The sequence below is a fragment of the Nostoc sp. KVJ20 genome, assembly GCF_001712795.1.
Classification (GTDB): domain Bacteria; phylum Cyanobacteriota; class Cyanobacteriia; order Cyanobacteriales; family Nostocaceae; genus Nostoc.
Window position 1 is genome coordinate 1 of sequence record NZ_KV757689.1, and the last position, 19,410, is coordinate 19,410.

Consider the following 19,410-nt stretch of genomic DNA (forward strand, 5'->3'; position numbering starts at 1 on the left):
GAATTCATAGACGGCATGAGTATTCCAGCCGTCAAATTGTTTTGTGAACTTATTTTAAGGAGGTTATGGCAAAAATAATTACGCTTTTCCAAAGGCAATAAAAAGTAATTGCTGAGAATACAGCAGTTTTCATTTGCATTAACCAGTATTTCCCGTGTGTATACAGCACATACAGGTAAAATCATGCTGACACTAAACCGTTCCGAAACAACATCAGCACTCGATTACAACATTCTCAATAGCAGCATCCAAGATACCTTTGCCGCCATAGACCGCTTCGAGTGGCAGGCAATAGAAGAACTGCGGGTGATGCGGAATAACGGCTATTACTCTGATGCTGGTTATGCCAGTTTTGAAGATTATTGCGAAAAAGAACTAACCAAGCACGGTGGATATCGCCGGGTCAGAGATTTACTGTCTGCGAAGAAAGTAGTTGATACTCTGCCAGAGGAACTGAAAGACAAGATTACTAAGCCTTCTCAAACTCGCTCCTTGCTCCGACTGGTGAAAACTCCCGATAAGTTAGAGCAAGCTGTTGCGATCGCAGCAAAAGAGAAACCCTTCCCCACTGCCGCCGACTTCAACAAAGCAGTACAACAGGTTGCACCAACAGTTAAACGCTCCACAAAAGCCGAAAACCCTAAAACGCAATTGTGTAATTCTGTGACTGTCTCATCACCAGAACATCCTCGTTATGGAGAGTCGGGACTGATTGAGGCAAACGCACCAAATTATTGGCAGCAGATTGTTACCTTCAACGATGGCGAGAGGCTGTTGGTCAATAATGGGGATCTAGATGCCGCAAGTGTCCCATTCCCCAGAGGAAGATCATATCCCGCAGAATACACGGAAGCGATCGCTGCTATTGAAGAACGCCATAAACAGGAGTTAGAGCGCTTACAGCAGGAATTGAGGATTGGACTACAGTCAGAAGCCACAGCCAGAGCCGAAGAACAAGTAAGTGAACAAATCCAATCTCTGCAAAACCTTTACAAGCAGCAGAAAGAGCAAAACATCCAGTTACAGCAACGGCTGGATGAAATGGAGGGGTTGAGAAAGCTGGAAATTGAAAACCAACAACTCCAGCAACGCATTCAGGAATTGGAACACGCTGTAAAAGAACGTCCCTCGCAACAATGGGGAAATACTATGACCCAGCAAGCGACCGAAGTTTTGAACAAGCAAGTGAAGCAAGCCCTGGAGAAAACTATTGATTTGCGATCGCTAGCTGTTGAACCACCCAGGGAAAATGCCCAAGAATGTCTGCGGCTTATGGGCATGGCATTGAAGAATCTTGCTAGTGCGATGAACAACACCCAAGCACTTGAAGCTGCGGCAATAATTCTAGGGAGTGAACCGACACCAACTGCGATCGCTTACCGAGCCGAACAATTGGAAATGCTACCTCAAGCGGTTAGCGATATTAGGACAGTGCTGGCTAAACCTGGGTGTAAGTGGCAGGACTATTGGGATGTTGCTCAAGAGTATGAGGTGATTAAATCAGATTATTTGGCGGAATTGACCACCCAAGAGACTGATTTAATTTCTGCTCTCCAGAACGCATCCTCTCAACCGGACACTATTGGCATCGGCTCTATCGTTGCCCACGCTGACCCATACCGTACTTTGTATGTCGAGAGGGGTGAAGTCGTAGAGGATTTAGGCGAGGAAGTAGTAGTGGCTTGGGATTGCTGGAAGGAGCAATCGAAAAAGACTGATAGGTATTTCCGAGACGAGTTGCGATTTTGGAAAGGCGAGAACCAGTAGATAAAACTCGCCTCTAGCAAAAAAAATTAAACGCGGCATTGCAACCATGCCGTTCATATTGTCATGGAAAAATTTAGGAGGGAATATGACTACAGCGTTAAAAGCAATCAACGGTGGCAGTAAGCAGCGTAATGAGCGTAAACAAACTTCAGAAGACAAATTAATTAGACCACATTGCAAAGTATCAATTGAGGATATCAACTGGGTTCGTCAACAGCCTCCATCTGTGCAGCAGCTTTGGTTAGATAGCGTGGCGGCTGAACAATTCGGGGGTTCTGCCCATAAACTCGATACTAACCTTACTTACAAATCTTTGCAAAAAGCAGGGGCGGCGTTGACTGCTCAAGGATTGTTTCAGTTTGAGGAAGTTTTTGGCCGCTTACCCTCTGGTAGACCAGGACTGATTGGCTATCGGGTTCGTAATCTCCACGGTTATTACAATCGCTTTTACTGGGAATCGTCCACGTCTGCGGAAACCAATTCTTGTGACGAAAAAGCCGTCCACGCCGGGGAGAAAGTAAACCACCCCGGACGGAATGAAAACCACCCCAAACTGGAACAGATCCACCCTGATTTGGAATCATTCCAAAAGAATGGTCAAAAAAGTGAGAATCTGCAAGGGTTCCAAAATCCTAACAACGTTTCTAACAACCCGTTAACTACCTACCAACAACCAACTAAGGTTGTTGGTATGGTAGTTGGTTCTGACGCGCCAACTGAAAATCCGCGTGTTGAGGAAACGGCTCATGCGCCCTTGAGGGGCGCGTCGCCTTCACGTATTGAAAGCGCGTCAGAACTTGAAGACTCGCCTACGGCGAATGACTGTACATTGCTAACGCTTGTGGATGATGCAGAGAGTAATCCTGCTTTGTTGATAGGAGAAAGCCAGGATTGTGGTGTTGAGCCGAAAGACTGTCATGAAGATACTTGTTCCGCCGCGCCCGTGGCTCAAAATGAATTTTCTTCCAAGGAAGCGATCGCTAATCAAACACAGAGGCAAGCAGAACAAAGTAATCCCGCTTCGTTGTTGGCTGAAAACCAAGATTGTGGTGTTGAGGCGAGGGACTGTCATGAAGGCACTTATTCCGCCGCGCCCGTGTCGTTAAATCAAAGTGAGATATTTGAATGGTTGGATAGAGCAAACCTTGGAGAATGTCCTCCATTGTGGATAATTCAATATTTGCTAGACAGCAAGTATTACGCCAGCATGAGGGCAACAATCAGCAAATTTGAGAAGCAGTGGAATCTATCTGTAGTCAATTATCAGGTGCAAAAATCTAGTGAGGCGTTGTTTACCGCCGTTCGCGGAGCGTCTCGTAGAGAAGGTATCGCCGTTAGATCCAAGGCTAGACTATTGCGAATGGAGAAACTGAAGATGGCTTCTCTGGTTGGGGAAAATCCTGGTTTTGACTTCCTCCAACAATGCTGGAATGACGACCCTGCTTTGCAGATTGCGATCAAGAAGTTGGTGGCGAAGTTTCCGCAGTGGGGGATTGCGATTGTGGATGGGGTGCTGGTGAAGTGGAATGAGTAGCGATCGCAGAACTTTTTGGTTTACTGAAATTGAATAACTCAACCACACTTCTTTGCTTTCTAAGGATCATTGATTTTTTCAGACTGATTCGCTTGTAGTAAGAGATTCATATTAAGTTGTATGCAACTTAATTGATTATCTTTATTTAAAAAATAATCCAAACTTTAAGAGTCAAAACTTTAAGCAGGCTAATGCCAAAGTTCAGTAGTGGTAATTAGCTTTAATTCTTAAGAGAAAGGTTCATTGTCTGCTATCTCATAGTGTTAGACATTTCTTGCCCATTTTGCCAAGACAACCTCAAAAGGTCTGTTAAGTGTTAATCTATTTAAAAAATACTTCTTTTCATCTTTTGGGAATCCTGAACAAGTGTATATGTAGGCAATTTGTTGCCAAACATCCATCGTTTGATAGCTCTCTTTATATTCTCGTAGCCAATCAAAGGCTGCATTTTGTTTCGCTGATAAGAGTATCTCTCTTCTAGCGAATGGTTCACTAGAAGTATATTGCCTAGCTAATGCAGAAAAATGGTTGATATATTGATTCTTAGTGAACAAACTCAAAATAGAAAGTCGAAAGTATTCGTTACCTTGTACTTCATTGGATTCTAGTAAATTTAGTAATTTCTCACCAATTATTATCCATTTTTCCGGCTCTATAGATTGAACTGAAGACAGATAAATACATATATTAGAAAAACAGGGAGCTAAGTTTGCTATATTCTCAAGTGAAATATCAATTGCGCCAGGATGTCCTATCTGCGTTAAGCGCCTATAAAACCATCGAAGGCGAATGTAATCTACTTCCTTTTGCCCTAAATTGCTAAATCGGGAGCTAAATTTTTGAACTATTAAACTGGGAGCAAATGATTCTATAAATTGTTTTATCATTGATGTCACATATCTATTTTTACCCATATAGTCTTTTATAATACTGCTAATTATATTCCCAGATATTGCCTTCCAGTCCTCATCAGAAATTACATTGTAAGAAAGCGTTGCATAAGGATTGTCACCTGAATACTTCCGAACGATCTTTAAAACTCTGTCTTCGGCAAAACTAATTGGTCGATCCTCAACCATACTTCGGCATAAGGCTCTAAATTCAGAGGCTTTATAAAACTTGGTCTTATGTCTTTGAAGCATTAGCCTTTGCTGCTTATCGAGAGTTGATGCTATAGAAGCCAATGCCTGCTTTGCAGAATTAGGAGAATCACAGAAGACTAATATATCGTCTGCAAAGCGCATAAACTTGATGCCAATGGAGGAAAGGCTATTATCGATTGGAATCATTGCACTTTCAGCGATTAAATGGATGGCATGAGGCCCTATAGGTACTCCTCGAGATACTCCTGCTGTTGTTGACTCTAATAAGGAAATTATCCACTTTATAGCCTGATTAGGAAATTGTGATGCAATTAATTGATTTTCAATTATATGATGATAAATTTGATTGTAAAAATCAGCAATATCACAATATAAAATAGTGTTAAAATTTTTACTTTCTGTGTAGGCTGACTGCCAAAAGTCGTTCCATGCGGTTTGGCTTGCATAAAGTCCTAGTGTGGCATCTGGTTTAAATCTATAGCTAAACACTTTTGTATTTGGCAATCTTCGATTTTCAATGCCCTGTCCATATTGATAAATTAATGCTGTAAAGAGAATTGAATCTTGCGGATCTAATTGTGTTGCTTGGCGATATGCTATTTCATCTTTGGGAACAATAAAGCGACGACAAGAACCAGGCGGGAACAATGATAAATCTTTTCCTTCAACAAGTTTTACAAATTCATCTGCCATTTGATTAATAGCATCAAACTCTAAAATTTTCGGAAACAAATCTCCATCAGAATGACTGTGTACAAACTTAATAGACCAATGAATTGAATCGCTGCTCAAAGACATATATAGCTCCTATTTGTATAAATATTTATTATGCCGATACCTTTCCATATATCATACTCAGCAATTCAGGTTTTGGGATTTTTTTAATGTTTAAATCAGGTAAATTTATTTTCTAACGAAGTCTGTATTCTTGTTCTACAGGGAGCAATGCGATTTTTTCCTACAACGGCGGTGATAATCTTAGGGATTGAATCGACACCATCTGCGATCGCAGATCAAACTCAGGGGCAGATAAAACAAGGTAATCCCACTTCGTTGTTAGTTGAAAATTCAGTTTCAGGTGTAGGAGTCAAAGCAGATCATGAGGGTGAAAGTTCCGCCGCGCCCGTCACTGAAAAATGGTCGCATGAGGCGATTGTTGCAAGGGCAAATGCGCGACCTGTAAGAAGGGAAAAACTGAATCGAGCGGCGAATTCGGGCGAGAATCCGGGGTTTGACTTTTTGCAGGAATGTTGGAATGATGATCCGGCTTTACAGATTGTGATTAAGAAATTGCTGGCGAAGTTTCCGCAGTGGGGGGTTGCAGTTGTTGATGGGGTGCTAAGGTGTTAGCTAAGTTTTTAGGGCGGAGAATTATGTGGGTTGAGGAGAAATTGTTTATTTGAAATAGATAAGTAATAGACTAAGCCGTATTGTTACTGAGGTTCTTATGTTTCTACTAAGGCAGACTTGGCATGAGTGTACTTTACTAGATGCGGAGTAAGAATAGATGATTTCTGAGGTACTGAAGCCGAATATACAGGACTTGCAGAAAGATGTTATTGATCTCCTAGAGCAAGTCAGTTCGCTGATGAATTATGCTAGTACAGCACTTATTTCTGATAGTGCTGGCAAAAAATACGCAGAATTTGAGCAACAAGTCAATCAGGAAATAGATAAGGTCAGAAATCTTGAGTTGAGAATGGCTATTGTTGCACCAATGAAAGCTGGTAAATCTACTATTACTAACGCCATTATCGGACAAGAGATTTTGCCAAGTCGTAACGCTGCGATGACGACGCTTCCGACTGAGATTATTTTTGATACTAAGTTAACTCAGCCAGTTTTATATCTAAATCCTCAAATTTTGACAGTTTTTCAAGAAACACTATTAGGCTTACGCCACAGAATTGATCAGATGGGGATTGAACAAGCACAAGAAAAACTTGCTCAATATCCTCATTTAGCAAAAATTCCAAAGCAAATTCAGCAAGCGGTCGGACTGACAATTCCCAGCAAAAGTGAAGGAAGGGAGAAGATTATTCATACTTTAACTAGTTTGAATGATATTGTCAGAGTGTGCAGTCTTTTAGAGCCACAAGCAGATCCGTTGCAATACTTAATGGATGACTTAATGGATGTTCCCAGGATACACACTCCATTTTGGCGCTCATCTCAAACTAATCAACAATCAGAAAATCTAGGTAAATTAGTAATTGTTGATACTCCTGGCCCCAACGAGGCAGGAGAAAATTTACGGCTTCAGGGTGTAGTTGAAGAACAGCTTACCAAAAGTTCGATAGTATTAATAGTTCTAGACTTTACCCAACTCAAAACTGAAGCTGCCGAAAAAGTCAAAACAGATGTTGATAAAGTTATAGAACTAAGAGGTAAAGATAATTTATACGTTTTGATTAACAAAGTTGATCAACGACAAGATTGTGATATGAGTCCTGAACAAGTGCAGCAGTTCGTAGCTGCTGAGTTTAGTATAGGTGGTTCCGGTGATATTAATAGAGTATTTGAAATATCAGCTAGGCAAGCGTTTACCTCTGCCAGTTTTTTAACAGAATTACAGCAACGTCCAGGTGTTAATATTACTGAATTAAAAACAGCGCGATCACTTGCTCAACAAGTTTTCGGTATTGATTGGGAAGAGGAACTTGAAGAAGCAACAGCAGAAGATTTACAACGCAAAGCTGAACGGTTGTGGAAAAAGTCAGGTTTTGACCAGTTTCTAATTGGTGCTATTAATGCACTTATGACAGAAGCTGCACCTCGAAGCATAGAATCTGCGCTCAGGATTACTCGTGCTTATCTTGAAGAATTGAATAATGATGTACAACTTCGTAGCAGTGCCATCAACGAAGATGAAGTAAAATTAAAACAAGAAGTCACTGCATTAGAAAGAGACTTGCAATCCTTAGAAGAGTGTCGTAATCGTTTGCAAGAAATAGATAAAGTTAAGGCTAATCTCTATAAACAGCTTGAGAAAATTCTTGAAACTATTAAACAAGAAGCTAAACAAGATTTAGAAGCATATTTTACTAGAAAAGAATATCAATGTGCAGATTTTGTAAAAAAGGGAGGTTTGGCAAGCCAAAATTTTTTTAACTGGGTTTCTAAAAAGTTTAATAAAATTGAAATGCCTAAAACAAGTAGTAGTATAATTGAATTCCAAAGTTCAGCTGAGGCAGAAGATTTTGGAGAACAAGCAATCGCATCTGCAAAGTCTAACATTATACAGCCTTTAGTTGAAAGTGTTCGTAAACAAGCAAAAAAAATAATTGAACAAGCACGTCAAGATATCACAAATTCTTTAGATACTGAAACTCAGCCAATTATTGAGCGCGCACGTCAAAGATTAAACGAAAGCTTTCATGTCAATTTGTCTTTGCCAACACCAAATTTAGATAGTAAAAGTATAAAAAACACTAAAGTAAACGTTAATCAGCATACTAAATGGATAGCTCAAGGTTACGAAACAAAAATAATTGAAAAGAGAGACTTCTTCCATTGGTTTGGGTTGGTTAAGAAAAAAGAAACTATAAATGTAAAACGTCCAGACAAAAAAGAGGACTATTACACAATTTCGCTTCAAGAAATAATTGATAAATCAAATAAATTAATTGAGGATAGTATTGAAAATATTAAAGGGGGAATCAATCAATACTTAGATGAAGACTTTAAGCAACGAGTTGATAATTTTTTTGCAGAGCTTGATAGCTATTTGACTAATTATTGTAATACTTTAATACAGGCACAGACAGACCAAAAAATTCAAACTGATGAGAAAGAAAAATTAGTCAATAACCTTCACTCGTTAGAAACTCAAGCTAGTCAAAAGATAAATAAAGTTAACGGGTATTTAGAATATTTAAAACATATAAATAACTAAATCAAAAAGGAATAAAGTTTTAGTCAACAAATAGCCATTATATTAGAATAGCTAAAATGTCCAACGTAACAGATAAAAATATTCATATTATTAGCCCTTCTACTCGCACCCTTGAAGAACTTCAGCGTCGAGTTCCTTGTGTTGGTGATAAAGCTATAATTGACTTGATAAATGGTATTCAAGTCAGCAAAGATATCATCCGATATCATAAAAATCGAAGTTGGTTTGGAGAACTATGGGATAAACTAGATGGCAGCAATAGTAAACGAAAACTCCTATTAAATGGGAACTTAGTTTCAGGGCAAGAAGCTCTTTCTAGCTGGATTTTAGAAGTTAGTGATTCACTTCGCATTAGTCAAGTTGCTTTGAAAGTCACTCAAAACTCATTGCTAGAAGCGCGTGATGCTATTCGTAATCATAAACAAAGTTTGCAAAAACAAGAATACGCAATAGCTCAACTCAGCGATCAACTAGATGAGTTAGCTCAAAAAGTTACTACAAGACTTAATAATCTTGAGGCCCAGGTACATCGTTTAGAAGTGCGAATTGCTGCAAATGAAGATTTAGATCATATTGTCACTGCTTGGGCTGCTGGTCAAACTTATACAAATTTTCCTTGGGCTGTACAAGTTGCTTTACTAGCACGGGAAGTATTTAGTAGTTCTGTAATGATGTATGAACTAGAAACTGGAGATACAGAACGTTATCGTCAGCTTTTGGTGAATAAAATTATTGCCACAAGGAAACAACTTCCTGATAGTTTCTTTGGTCTTGGTGATTTATTAGATCAATCCTGTATGAGAATGACAAAAGATGACCAAGAGTTAACAGCCGCTTTACTGGAAATTCGCTCCGTTCCACAGCAGCGTTTGGTTAATACACCACATTTGTTTGTTATTGGTACAACTTTGGAACTAGCGACGCTACCAACAGAAGCTAGACCAGCTAAACCAGCACAAAGCGCACTAGCACTATGTCGCGCCCAAATTGGCACTATTTCCCGCACCACCGACGCACGGGAATTTATCACCTATGTGGTGGAAGAAACTGCAAATGATTGTATGGCGATGATGCAATGAAACCAGCTAACCTCCAATTTGGACTTGTACTTGCAGGTGGTGGTGCCAAAGGAGCATACCAAGTAGGCGCTCTTCAGTATATTGCTGAATTAGGACTTGAACCCCAAATTATTGCCGGAACTAGCATTGGCGCTCTTAATGGTGCTGTTCTCTCAGCCTATCGTCCTTTCCCCTATGCTGTTCAACGTCTGAATCAACTTTGGGAACAGCTAGGTAAAGCAGAAATTTTACGCACAAATACAGGTGCTGTTCTCCGTACTTTTAGCTACGCTACTCAAGCCTTTACACCTACACTGCGGGGATGGTTGCTTGATTTTCTTATAACAGAGGGTTTAATGCAAAATTCAAGTGCTATTTTTGACCCTGCTCCTATCGAGCAACTGTTACGAGAAGCTGTTAACCCTGGTGAACTGCGGCGTGGTATCGAGTTATGGGTAACAGTCTTTCCCTCTTTAAAAATACCCACTTTGGGTTACAACTGGTTAGTTGATTTGATACGCGCTCGCACTGGCACGGATGCTCACTGGCTTTGTATTCAGGACTGTACTGATGATGAAACAGTCTACAAATTGCTTCTAGCTAGTGCTGCCCTTCCTCTAGCATTTCCTAGTCAGGAAGTTAACGGACAGTCCTATATAGATGGCGGTTTAGCTGATAATGTACCTTTGAGAGCTTTGGCAAAACGTGGTTGCAAAAACGTCATTGTAATTCACTTAAAAAATGGAGCTGCTTGGAATCGCCATGACTTTCCCGAACAAACTGTAATTGAAATTAGACCTGAACAGAGAATTGAAAAGTCTGATACTCCGATAATTGGTAAAATTGATAGCTACCTGGATTTTAGTTCAGAACGCATCGCCGAATTAAAAAAGTGTGGTTACGAAGATGCTAAACGCTGCTTAATTCCAATTATGGAGGTTTTTAGAACTGTGAAAGACCAACGTGAATCTCATAACTCGTTGGTTGATTCTACACAACGTCTCCTGAATGACCCACCGCTATGAAAATATTTTAGGTAAGTTATTCATCCGAAATCCAACTAAGGGGCGATCTCCCCCGATGAAGACACATTTTCCGCCGCGTCCGTCGCCCAAAATGAAAAATCTCTAAATTCTGCGATCGCTAATCAAAAACCAGAGCTTGTAGAACAGGGTAATCCCACTTTGTTGTTAGTTGAAAATTCAGTTTCAGGTGTAGGAGTCAAAGCAGATCATGAGGGTGAAAGTCCCGCCGTGCCTGTCACCAATGCTGAAAAATGGTCGCATGAGGCGATTGTAGCAAGGTCAAATGCACGAGCAGAGCGGATGCAGAAACTGAAAGTTGTGGCGAATTCAGGGGAGAATCCGGGCTTTGACTTTTTGCAAGAGTGCTGGAGTGACGATCTGGCAGTGGTAATAGTCATCAAAAAACTGCTAGTGAAGTTTCCGCAATGGGGGATTGCGATTGTTGATGGGGCGTTGGTGAAGTGCGATGAGTAGCGTTATTGCCCTTAATTGCAATGCCAGCAGAAATTGGGCGTACAGATCGGCGTGTTGGGAGAATGTGTCGGGTGCGATCACTTACTTGAAGGAGGCGATACGGACTTGGAAAGGCATTAAGTCACCAGAAGCCTTGTTTGTAGATGCTTGTAAGGAAGAACGTAAACCCGAATCCGCGCAGGTTAAATCTGAGGTAGTTGCTTGGTTTCAATGTTTGAATGAGCGAGGAAGCAGAGGATTGTAATTGCTATGTCGAGGGAAACTATGTAGATGGCGGAGGGTGAGGCTGTGGAGTTGGCAGAGATGATGCGGCGGTATGCGGTGGTGGAGTAGGGTTTTACAGTTGTCCAAAATTTTTAAATAGCCGATTGAGTTATGCGTTGTTTACCGCCTATGGCATCGCCTAAAGGTCTAAGGCGTAGACTTTAGGAGATGGAGAAGCTCAAGATAGCAAGACAATTGGATGAAAATTTAGAGGATGATTTTCTAATAGAGTGCTGGGCGGATAACTCTGCGAGTGCTGATTGTGATAAAAAAGTTGGTGATCTAATTTTCGCAGTCGAATTGGTGGTAGTGGATGGGCTGCTGGTGAAGTGGGAGGAGTAACAATACATATAAAGCCTCATCCTTGTTTACTCTTGTAAACCAATGAGCTATTTAAGTAGAGTCGGAGAATTTATTACTCAGTCAAATAATTTATTAACTTACAATATTCCCTGATATATTATTACCAACCAGAATTATGCCTTTAACTCTGATTCCTGGAGTTTAGACTAAATGAAAACAAACAGAAAATAACAGCAACAGATTTACGGGACTAAAAAAATACACCATAAACGGATAAGGGAAGCGCCCCAAAAAAGAAAAAGTGGTCAGAGATGTTGAACTAACCACTTTTTGGTCAATGCTGAAAAGAGGAAATATCTTGCAGCTTGACCATGACATTAGATAAGCTTAAACAATTTCGTACAGGAACATACACTATCCTGGGCAAAGCCAAAGATGCTTTATTTGACCTGATGGATGCAGTGTTGGTAACACGTAGTGTTTATTCATTTGTAGAGTTATCAGTATCTCCAGTATTTAGAAGAAAGTGGTCTAGTATCTACGAAGCAATACAAGACGGTATTCCGCCCAGAACAGAATTAATGAAGTTGTATATAAAACAACTGTCATCCAGAGAGCAAATTGTCTTAGCAGGAGATCATACGGCTTGGGCAAGACTTGATGCTCGGACACTCAGAGAGCGAACTTTTGAGCATCAAGCCCATCCAATGTCAGGCGCAAAACCTGTGACAGTAGGACAAGGCTATAGCACCATAGCAATAATTCCAGAAACCGATGGCAGTTGGGCATTACCGTTATTACATGAGCGAATTACAAGTTTTGAAAACCCAATTCAAAAAGCAGCAGCACAACTAAAACTGGTTTGTGAGCATTTGCCCACACGTCCAATCAGTTTGTGGGATGCAGAATATGGCTGTGCAAGTTTTGTCAAACAGACTGCTGATATTGCCGCAGATAAATTAATGCGTGTGCGTTCTAATCGATTATTGTATGGTGCGCCCCCAATCTATAGCGGTCGTGGTCGTCCCAGGAAACATGGCCATAAGTTCAAGCTGAATGACTCAACTACATGGTGGACAGCTGACCAGCAATTAGAGGTCAATGATTCAAAAATGGGACGGGTGTGCATTCGTCTGTGGTTTCATCTCCATTTTCAACAGTCGCCTCAACACGCGATGAATCTGATTCAAATTCAGCGAACTGATGCTGAAGGGGAGCCAAAAACAAAACCTTTATGGTTAGTGTGGCTGGGAATGTCCATGCCTGCTCTTTCCCAATTATGGCGACTTTACTTTCGCCGATTTGCCATTGACCACTGGTATCGATTTGCCAAACAACGATTACATTGGACGCTTCCAAATCTCAGCACTCCCGAACAGTCTGAGCGGTGGAGTGATCTTTTACCACTGATGACTTGGCAATTATGGTTAGCACGCGATTTCGTCACCGACAACCCTCTCCCCTGGCAAAAGCCAAAACCCAAGCTGAGTCCCGGACGAGTCGCTCAAGCGATGGGAGAAATTTTTGCGGCAATTGGGACACCTGCTCAGGCTCCCAAACCCCGTGGAAAGTCCCCTGGATGGACACAAGGTCAAACTCGCACTCGTAGAATTCGTTATCCAACTGTCAAAAAAAGCACTCCAAAAATCAAAAAACAAGTACCACAATCTGCTTAATTCTTTGATTTTTCCATTTTTGGGTGTAAAGCTTCTCACTCAGTTATCCTGAGTTACTTTGTCATGTGTTTAGTCTAAACTCCAGTGATTCCCACTGCTCTAATATATTTTTGTCGAAACGACCGTTTGAGCCGACACTACCACCATAGCTGCTGGGAGATTCACCTATACTCCATTCACTTAGCGAAATTTCTTCGTAACTCAACAAGCTATCCAGCCTTAATTCTCTTGGGTCAATACCGTTCAAGTTTCCCCACAAATGTATCTTTCCATTTAATATAAGGTGCAAATCAATTTTTTTACTTCTGGCAGTTTCTTCCATTTCACTAATAGTTTTAAGCAAAGAAGAAATGTCAGATAAATTTGTAAGTACACCTAAAATAACTACGCTTGCCCCTATCAGTTGAGCAACATCTAAGTTTCTTCTTAATGACTCCTTAATTCGTTCAATTTTTTCTTTTATTTCATTATGTATTGTTTCTTCATCCCCTTCTTTTTTAGTGAAAAAAGATTTACATTCAGCAATTATTAATGCTTCCTCTGTTAACCAAAACAAATCAACTTCTGCAAATTTTGTTCTATTTTGACTATTTACAAAATCTCCCCCAAATTGAAAAAAGCCAGAACTTAGAGAAGGAATTTTTGTAAGTGTAGCTGCTGTCATTAAAACCGCTAAACCACCTTCTCGTACTAATTGAGCAGCAAGTTCATTGGGTTTGTACGTAAATTCCAAATCATCTAACGGTAACTGTTCTTTCTCAGCACATCCTTTACATTCAATCAGTTCTCTTATTTCATCTAAAGGAAGCCAAGTTTTTAAATTACAATTTTGACATTTATGGCAGTAACCACGGCGTAATAGATCGCTCTTTAATAATGGTTTAAGTTTTTCACTAATTATTCTTTGAGCATCTTTTTGGCTAAAATTACGTTTTCTGATCAAAGCAGAAATAATTTTATCTTTACTTAGACCATCTTGATCAGTTCTATCAGCAATAAGAACAGATAGGATATCTGCTCCTCCTTCATTAATAAGGCTTACTATTTCTCTAATACCGCCTAGCCGCTTAACTAAACCTTGAGCATAGCGAGTATGTTCATTAGGCTTAAGTTCAAATCCGATCTCTTTAATTTCTTGAGTAATAATAATATTGTCTGAATGAATAAAGAAAAAACACTCTTGTCCTGCTAATGCAAGTCCGGTAATTCCTTTATCAGATGCTTTAACATCTAAGCCTTGTTTCAGCCATGATTTTCCAAAATTATTTTTATTACTTTCTGAATATTCTAGTCTCCATAACTGATTATTAAGTAAACGTGCATTTGCTAACGTCTTAGGACTAAAAAATTTTCTACCAGATATAAACTTTACTTCTGCATCGTAACCAAAAACAAAATTAGTATTCTCATGCCCGACAGGAATGCTTGGCTCAAAACGAACACAGTTTTCTGATGTAATTGCTCTTGTAGTATTAATAATTTTACTTGATAATAACGTACCTGGAACCCAATCAAAACAAAAATCTTGATAATTTACTTTTACTAGAATTTCTTTACCTAATTCTGAAAAAATACTTTTTAAAAAATTGTACATTTCTAAAGCTTCTTCATGGCTGAAAGGTGTGGTAACATTAATAGCACGAATCCAAGGCATAAATTCTATAATTTGTCGTGAGTAAAGTCTAATATTTTCTAAAAATTTTTCTCTATTGATGAAAACTTTATTATAAGGATATAACCACCGACAATTCCAAAAAGCAGTTGCAATACCAAGATCATGTGTATCATCTAAAAATAAGCAAATAGTTTCTTCATCACAAGTTTCAACAAGATACGTATTAAAATAATTGTAACTTTTTCTGCTGCCTATTAATGTTAAGGTAGCTGGAGTAAAATATTGTGATAAAGTTAGAAATGCTTTTAGTGATAAGTTAATTTCTTCAGGAATATAGAAAGTGGTTGCACTTAAATTTTGAATTAAGTAATCAGAATATGATTGCGTTGGAAGTCCTGTTTGTAAGGCAATTTCAATATTAGAAGTATTATTTGAATTAAGTATACGAATATTACTTTTATCTAATTTGTTTTGATATAACTTTGAAAGGATTTCACTAATATTTGATAAATAGCCATTAGATAACCTAATTGGATCTGTGCTATTAACATTAATGTGGTTTTGAATTTCAGTTTTTGAGATATTTTTAATTAAAATCGGTAGTTTTTCCAAAATTTGAGTTATTTCTAAAGAAAGTTTTAATCTAGGAATAAAAATATAGTCTGGATTTATAAATTCAAGAGTAGCTTTAAAACTATTAAGTTCTTCACTATTTTTAGGAACTGGCAAAATTGCATTTGCAGCACCTCCCCATATATGTGTATATAAGGCTATTGCATCAAATAACTCTTCCCTGTCAGATACTAAATATACACAGCGTAGAGGTCGTGATTTTAGTTTGAGTGATACTTCCCGATCTTGAAGTTCCATGTTTTTTATAATATATTTTTAATAATCTCATTTATAACAAAAATGTAAGGAAACATACAAATATTTCCCTATCACCCTGCAAGGGGATTGAAACATAAAGATGTTGTAGCCTACGACTGCTTTGATGTAAGTTTGCAAACCTCATCACCCCGCAAGGGTGCTGGTGCGACTATCGATTGCACGATGAGATTAAGAACCTTAGAAATACTTCTCCTAGTGATGGGATCTGGGCAGCACTGGCACTTGTAATGCCTGACTGGAGGACGTGGAAGCTTAACTGGAATCTTGAGAGGGGCAGGTGTGAGTGAGATATGTTAATAGGGCTATAGAAAATGAGAGCTAATTTAATTGACAATTACAGATGATATTTTTGTTACATTATCAAAGCTCTTGGGAATAATAAGCATACCCTCATGAGGGTATCATTGTCTTTTATAAGCCTTATTATGAATGAATTTGGATTGAGTTTTGAATGGGCAATAGTTTTATTTAGTTATCAATATCATCTAGCACAAACCGATATTGTTTATGAGAGAGATTTAAGCCAAAAGTATCTTAAGCAGAGATGGCTAAAAAATTGGACAGAATCAATACAAAATTTTTTGCTAAGTCAAGCTAATGAAAATGAATATAACGAACAAGACATTGTTCTATTTACAGATTTATCTAACTTGAAAATTAAAACTCAAGAGTTAATATCAAATCAAGAAGATTTTAAAGTTCCATATTTAATATTATTAGGAGTTTCGCTTTTTGTTATATATTCACCTTTAGGTACTGATGAAGATGAACAATATAAAAAAATAAAACTTTGTGAAGTATTTCGTAGTAGCATCATTCAGACGCTTGAGTTATACGCAGAAGCCTTAAAAGTTGAGAAAGCTTATGTAAAGCGATTTAAGTCTAGCTATAAAAAATTTATAGATGATCTGAAGGAAAAACAATCGCCAATAAATATTATGCTTGGTGGACTGCTAGGAGCAGTGCTTTTAGCTGTTGCGGCAGCTTTTGCAATGCCTTTTGTTGTGGCTGTATTAGCTCCAATTCTAGCTCCAGGACTCTCAGGTGCAGCAGCCGTTTCTGCCGTCCTTGCTGCTCTTGGTGGAGGTGCAATTGCGGTTGGTGGTTTTGGTATGGCTGGAGGGGTTGTAGTTATTGTGGGTGGAGGTGCAATTCTTGGTGCTAGTGCTGGCACAGGTATAGGAGCGTTATTTGCTCAATCTCCAGAATTAGTAATACCAGAATCAGCAAAATTTTTAGTTGTTTTTAGCGAGATAATTCTTTCTCAGAAAAGTATTTCTCGGCAAGAGATTGTGTCCACGGCAAGAAAATTGATTCAACAAATACGAGATACTATCCGTTCTTATGAAGATAGAGTATTTGAACTAAATATTAACACTGACCAAAATAAACAAGAAATCAATAATCTAAATAAAGTTATTAGGTATTTGAACAAAGCTTTAGAAATAGCACAAAAGCTGCTAGAAAAATTTTTAAGGAATAATAGCTAATTTGTTATAAACACATAGCATAACAACGCTTTCAAATCTCTAGCCACAATCTCCATCGCGGCGATACCACCGCCCTCAATGGATTCCACAAAATCCTCACGGGAGGTGAAAGGGAAATCTCCAGTCTGCCAAAGCCCCAGGCGATTGGCGTATGAGAGATTTGAGACTTTAGTTGCACCAGTTGCAGAAACATAGATAACCCGTGCTGATGGCAGTGCGTTTTGCAACCGCAGCCCAACAATGCCTTGCTGGGATGCTGCAACCATGCCCAGTTTGCCCTCTTGAGCCATTGCGTTACCCATCGCGTGACACTCGTCATAGGCGATCGCTCCCTCAAAGTACTTACCTGCCCATTCAACAATTTGCTTAAGCCGACTTTTGCCGTTCTTTTGGGATCGTAGAGTTGAGTAGGTGCAGAATAGGATGCCTTGGGTAAACGGGATGGGGTCGCCAAGCTTAATGTTGCTCAGGTCGATGATGTCGCGCTCAGTACCACCCAGCGCACACCAATCTCTACGGGCATCTTCAATTAAGGCAGAACTTTTGGATACCCAGATTGCTTTTCTTCGTTCCTGACACCAGTTGTCGAGGATGATTCCTGCACATTGTCTTCCTTTCCCCGCGCCTGTCCCATCGCCTAAGAACCAGCCACGACGAAATTTTACGGCATTTTCTTTGCCAGTTGCCGCTACAGTCACATTATCCCATAAATCATCGACAATATAAGACCCAGAAAGAAATTCACCGTGCGCCTGACCTGCGTAAATAACGCTTTCAAGTTGTGCTTCAGATAACAATCCTTGTGAGACAATGTTTCGCGGGAGATGCGGTTTGTAAGTGGGTGGTGGTGGCGAGACAAGCGCTAGGGCTGCACTCTCACAGAGTAGCGAGGGATGAGGTAAAGCGTCCTTGATCCGGATTCTTTGTGGGCGATAGGTTTCGTATAAAGTATCTTTGAGTCCTTCAGTAGCAGACCATTCGACGACTTCGTATTCCAGAATAACCACATCTGGAATTGAAGAAAGTGTTTCTGCTTGAACTACCACAGAGCGTTTTGGTAATTGAACAACTTTTGCGATTGCCGCAGCAGCTTTGATATCTGAGCGTTCCCACGAAGACCTCTGTGGCAACTGCTCAATTAATGCCAGTATTTCAGGCAAATCCAAGGTTTCAGAAATACAGGGGATTTCGCCGGGATTATCAGCCGGAACCTTGTCAATTACTGTGATTCTGGTGTCAATTTGCGTCCCATGCTTTGAGTACACCTTGCCGTTAACCCCGACCGACATTAAAACTCGCGCAAAATCCTGCCACTTAAGGAAAGTCTCTCGCCAGCTTGGGTTAGCCGGAGAAAACCAGTTGGCTGTGATTGTTACCAGCCGTCCACCGTCAGCCAGTCTTTGCAATGCCGAGTTGATGTGGCTCTTAGTTGCGTCCGGGTTGCGACTGTTGATTTTGGGAGATGCACAGAAAGGTGGATTCATCAGCACAACTGAGGGCTGAGTCTTGCCAACCAGATAGTCGTTAATCTGTTCCGCGTTTACTGAGAATAATGGTGTGCCAGGGAATAACCGTCGCAGAATCTTCGATCTATCGGGTGCAAGCTCGTTGAGCATCAGACTTGCACTGTGCAGTTTAGCCATTTGTGCCAATAGACCAGTTCCGGCACTTGGCTCCAGCACCAAATCAGTAGCTTGTATAAATCCTGATTTTGCTACCAGATAAGCAAGCGACAGAGGGGTGGAGAATTGCTGAAGCTGTACTGATTCTTCACTACGGCGAGTATGCGTCGGACAGAGGGCTGTTAACTTCTCCAATTCCAATAATACTGTTAGCGGCGACTCTAATAAAAGCTTGTAACCTTTTTGACGCAGATATAGCATTTGCGCCACTTCCACAGCTTCGTAAGCGTCTTTCCACTGCCATGTACCCTCTGCCGCAGTACCGTGAAAGTGGCGATTCATTTGGGCTTGAACAGTTTTCGTGTTCAGGGGGCGATTTTCAAGTAGTGGTTTCAAAAGCTCTTGAGCGACACTTAATATTGATTGCCCATAATCTAATATTGTTTGGAAGTCGAACAGAAAACCTTGGGTGAAAAGTTGCTGTACCATTGCATTACTCACAATATTATTTTTTCACTCTTGCTATGGCGAAGCCTTTCTCTTATTAAGAAATGAGGCAAGTAATTGCCTCATTTAAACTTTTGAACCTTTAGATATTTATTCTTCGGTGATCAGCCGAGGGTTAAAAAACTAATTAGCCAGCTTTACGCGGTCTGCCTGGCTTGCGCTTCCCTGAAGAATTTACATCAGCCT

14 protein-coding genes are annotated in these 19,410 nt (G+C 39.9%); 11 read left to right on the forward strand and 3 right to left on the reverse strand.

Annotation, left to right across the window (positions count from 1 at the left end; genetic code table 11):
* The first annotated feature begins 183 nt into the window (after positions 1-183).
* Complete coding sequence (locus A4S05_RS28645; protein WP_069073177.1) at positions 184-1,767, forward strand: hypothetical protein; 1,584 nt, start codon at positions 184-186, stop codon at positions 1,765-1,767.
* An 85-nt stretch (positions 1,768-1,852) separates the two neighbouring features.
* Positions 1,853-3,301 carry a hypothetical protein gene (locus A4S05_RS28650; RefSeq protein WP_069073178.1) on the forward strand — a complete coding sequence of 483 codons (1,449 nt, stop codon included), beginning with the start codon at positions 1,853-1,855 and terminating at the stop codon, positions 3,299-3,301.
* Between the two features lie 263 nt (positions 3,302-3,564).
* Here A4S05_RS28650 and A4S05_RS28655 read toward each other — a convergent pair whose 3' ends face one another.
* Entirely contained in the window at positions 3,565-5,202 is a 1,638-nt protein-coding gene (locus A4S05_RS28655; protein WP_069073179.1) for an RNA-directed DNA polymerase, read from the reverse strand.
* A 147-nt stretch (positions 5,203-5,349) separates the two neighbouring features.
* On the opposite strand from A4S05_RS28655, the gene A4S05_RS43715 reads away from it, so the two are divergent.
* The 8 genes from A4S05_RS43715 to A4S05_RS28690 all read left to right on the forward strand — a co-directional run bounded on the left by A4S05_RS43715 (position 5,350) and on the right by A4S05_RS28690 (position 13,099).
* The gene (locus A4S05_RS43715) at positions 5,350-5,754 is read left to right on the forward strand and encodes a hypothetical protein (protein WP_069073180.1); all 405 of its coding nucleotides are present in this window, start codon (positions 5,350-5,352) and stop codon (positions 5,752-5,754) included.
* Positions 5,755-5,911: 157 nt separating this feature from the next.
* Positions 5,912-8,299, forward strand: a complete 2,388-nt coding sequence (locus tag A4S05_RS28665; RefSeq protein ID WP_069073181.1) for a dynamin family protein — start codon at positions 5,912-5,914, stop codon at positions 8,297-8,299.
* 56 nt (positions 8,300-8,355) lie between these two features.
* Positions 8,356-9,378, forward strand: coding sequence for a diguanylate cyclase regulator RdcB family protein (locus tag A4S05_RS28670; RefSeq protein WP_084227305.1), 1,023 nt, complete (start codon positions 8,356-8,358; stop codon positions 9,376-9,378).
* The gene (locus A4S05_RS28675) at positions 9,375-10,382 is read left to right on the forward strand and encodes a patatin-like phospholipase family protein (protein ID WP_069073182.1); all 1,008 of its coding nucleotides are present in this window, start codon (positions 9,375-9,377) and stop codon (positions 10,380-10,382) included. The genes A4S05_RS28670 and A4S05_RS28675 overlap by 4 nt, the downstream gene beginning before the upstream one ends.
* A 159-nt stretch (positions 10,383-10,541) precedes the next feature.
* Positions 10,542-10,856 carry a hypothetical protein gene (locus A4S05_RS28680; RefSeq protein ID WP_069073183.1) on the forward strand — a complete coding sequence of 105 codons (315 nt, stop codon included), beginning with the start codon at positions 10,542-10,544 and terminating at the stop codon, positions 10,854-10,856.
* Positions 10,849-11,100 carry a hypothetical protein gene (locus A4S05_RS28685; RefSeq protein WP_069073184.1) on the forward strand — a complete coding sequence of 84 codons (252 nt, stop codon included), beginning with the start codon at positions 10,849-10,851 and terminating at the stop codon, positions 11,098-11,100. Before A4S05_RS28680 ends, A4S05_RS28685 begins: the two co-directional genes overlap by 8 nt.
* 188 nt (positions 11,101-11,288) lie before the next feature.
* Complete coding sequence (locus A4S05_RS42135; protein WP_176727134.1) at positions 11,289-11,462, forward strand: hypothetical protein; 174 nt, start codon at positions 11,289-11,291, stop codon at positions 11,460-11,462.
* Positions 11,463-11,794: 332 nt separating this feature from the next.
* Positions 11,795-13,099 carry an NF041680 family putative transposase gene (locus A4S05_RS28690; protein WP_069073185.1) on the forward strand — a complete coding sequence of 435 codons (1,305 nt, stop codon included), beginning with the start codon at positions 11,795-11,797 and terminating at the stop codon, positions 13,097-13,099.
* A 61-nt stretch (positions 13,100-13,160) separates the two neighbouring features.
* On the opposite strand, the gene A4S05_RS28695 is transcribed toward A4S05_RS28690, so the two are convergent.
* Positions 13,161-15,584 carry a hypothetical protein gene (locus A4S05_RS28695; RefSeq protein ID WP_069073186.1) on the reverse strand — a complete coding sequence of 808 codons (2,424 nt, stop codon included), beginning with the start codon at positions 15,582-15,584 and terminating at the stop codon, positions 13,161-13,163.
* Positions 15,585-16,030: 446 nt separating this feature from the next.
* On the opposite strand from A4S05_RS28695, the gene A4S05_RS40710 reads away from it, so the two are divergent.
* A complete protein-coding gene (locus A4S05_RS40710; protein ID WP_069073187.1) occupies positions 16,031-17,095 on the forward strand; it encodes a hypothetical protein in 1,065 nt (354 codons plus the stop codon).
* Here A4S05_RS40710 and A4S05_RS28705 read toward each other — a convergent pair.
* On the reverse strand, positions 17,092-19,206 hold the full coding sequence (locus A4S05_RS28705; protein ID WP_084227308.1) for a strawberry notch-like NTP hydrolase domain-containing protein: 2,115 nt from the start codon (positions 19,204-19,206) through the stop codon (positions 17,092-17,094). The genes A4S05_RS40710 and A4S05_RS28705 overlap by 4 nt on opposite strands.
* Positions 19,207-19,410 lie beyond the last annotated feature (204 nt).

Bases quoted from the DNA above. Each gene is read 5' to 3' on its own strand.
- A4S05_RS28685 (WP_069073184.1), top strand. From the start codon at position 10,849: ATGAGTAGCGTTATTGCCCTTAATTGCAATGCCAGCAGAAATTGGGCG.
- A4S05_RS43715 (WP_069073180.1), top strand. From the start codon at position 5,350: ATGCGATTTTTTCCTACAACGGCGGTGATAATCTTAGGGATTGAATCG.
- A4S05_RS28670 (WP_084227305.1), top strand. From the start codon at position 8,356: ATGTCCAACGTAACAGATAAAAATATTCATATTATTAGCCCTTCTACT.
- A4S05_RS28675 (WP_069073182.1), top strand. From the start codon at position 9,375: ATGAAACCAGCTAACCTCCAATTTGGACTTGTACTTGCAGGTGGTGGT.
- A4S05_RS40710 (WP_069073187.1), top strand. From the start codon at position 16,031: ATGAATGAATTTGGATTGAGTTTTGAATGGGCAATAGTTTTATTTAGT.
- A4S05_RS28695 (WP_069073186.1), bottom strand. From the start codon at position 15,584: ATGGAACTTCAAGATCGGGAAGTATCACTCAAACTAAAATCACGACCT.
- A4S05_RS28645 (WP_069073177.1), top strand. From the start codon at position 184: ATGCTGACACTAAACCGTTCCGAAACAACATCAGCACTCGATTACAAC.
- A4S05_RS28665 (WP_069073181.1), top strand. From the start codon at position 5,912: ATGATTTCTGAGGTACTGAAGCCGAATATACAGGACTTGCAGAAAGAT.
- A4S05_RS42135 (WP_176727134.1), top strand. From the start codon at position 11,289: ATGGAGAAGCTCAAGATAGCAAGACAATTGGATGAAAATTTAGAGGAT.
- A4S05_RS28705 (WP_084227308.1), bottom strand. From the start codon at position 19,206: ATGGTACAGCAACTTTTCACCCAAGGTTTTCTGTTCGACTTCCAAACA.
- A4S05_RS28650 (WP_069073178.1), top strand. From the start codon at position 1,853: ATGACTACAGCGTTAAAAGCAATCAACGGTGGCAGTAAGCAGCGTAAT.
- A4S05_RS28655 (WP_069073179.1), bottom strand. From the start codon at position 5,202: ATGTCTTTGAGCAGCGATTCAATTCATTGGTCTATTAAGTTTGTACAC.
- A4S05_RS28690 (WP_069073185.1), top strand. From the start codon at position 11,795: ATGACATTAGATAAGCTTAAACAATTTCGTACAGGAACATACACTATC.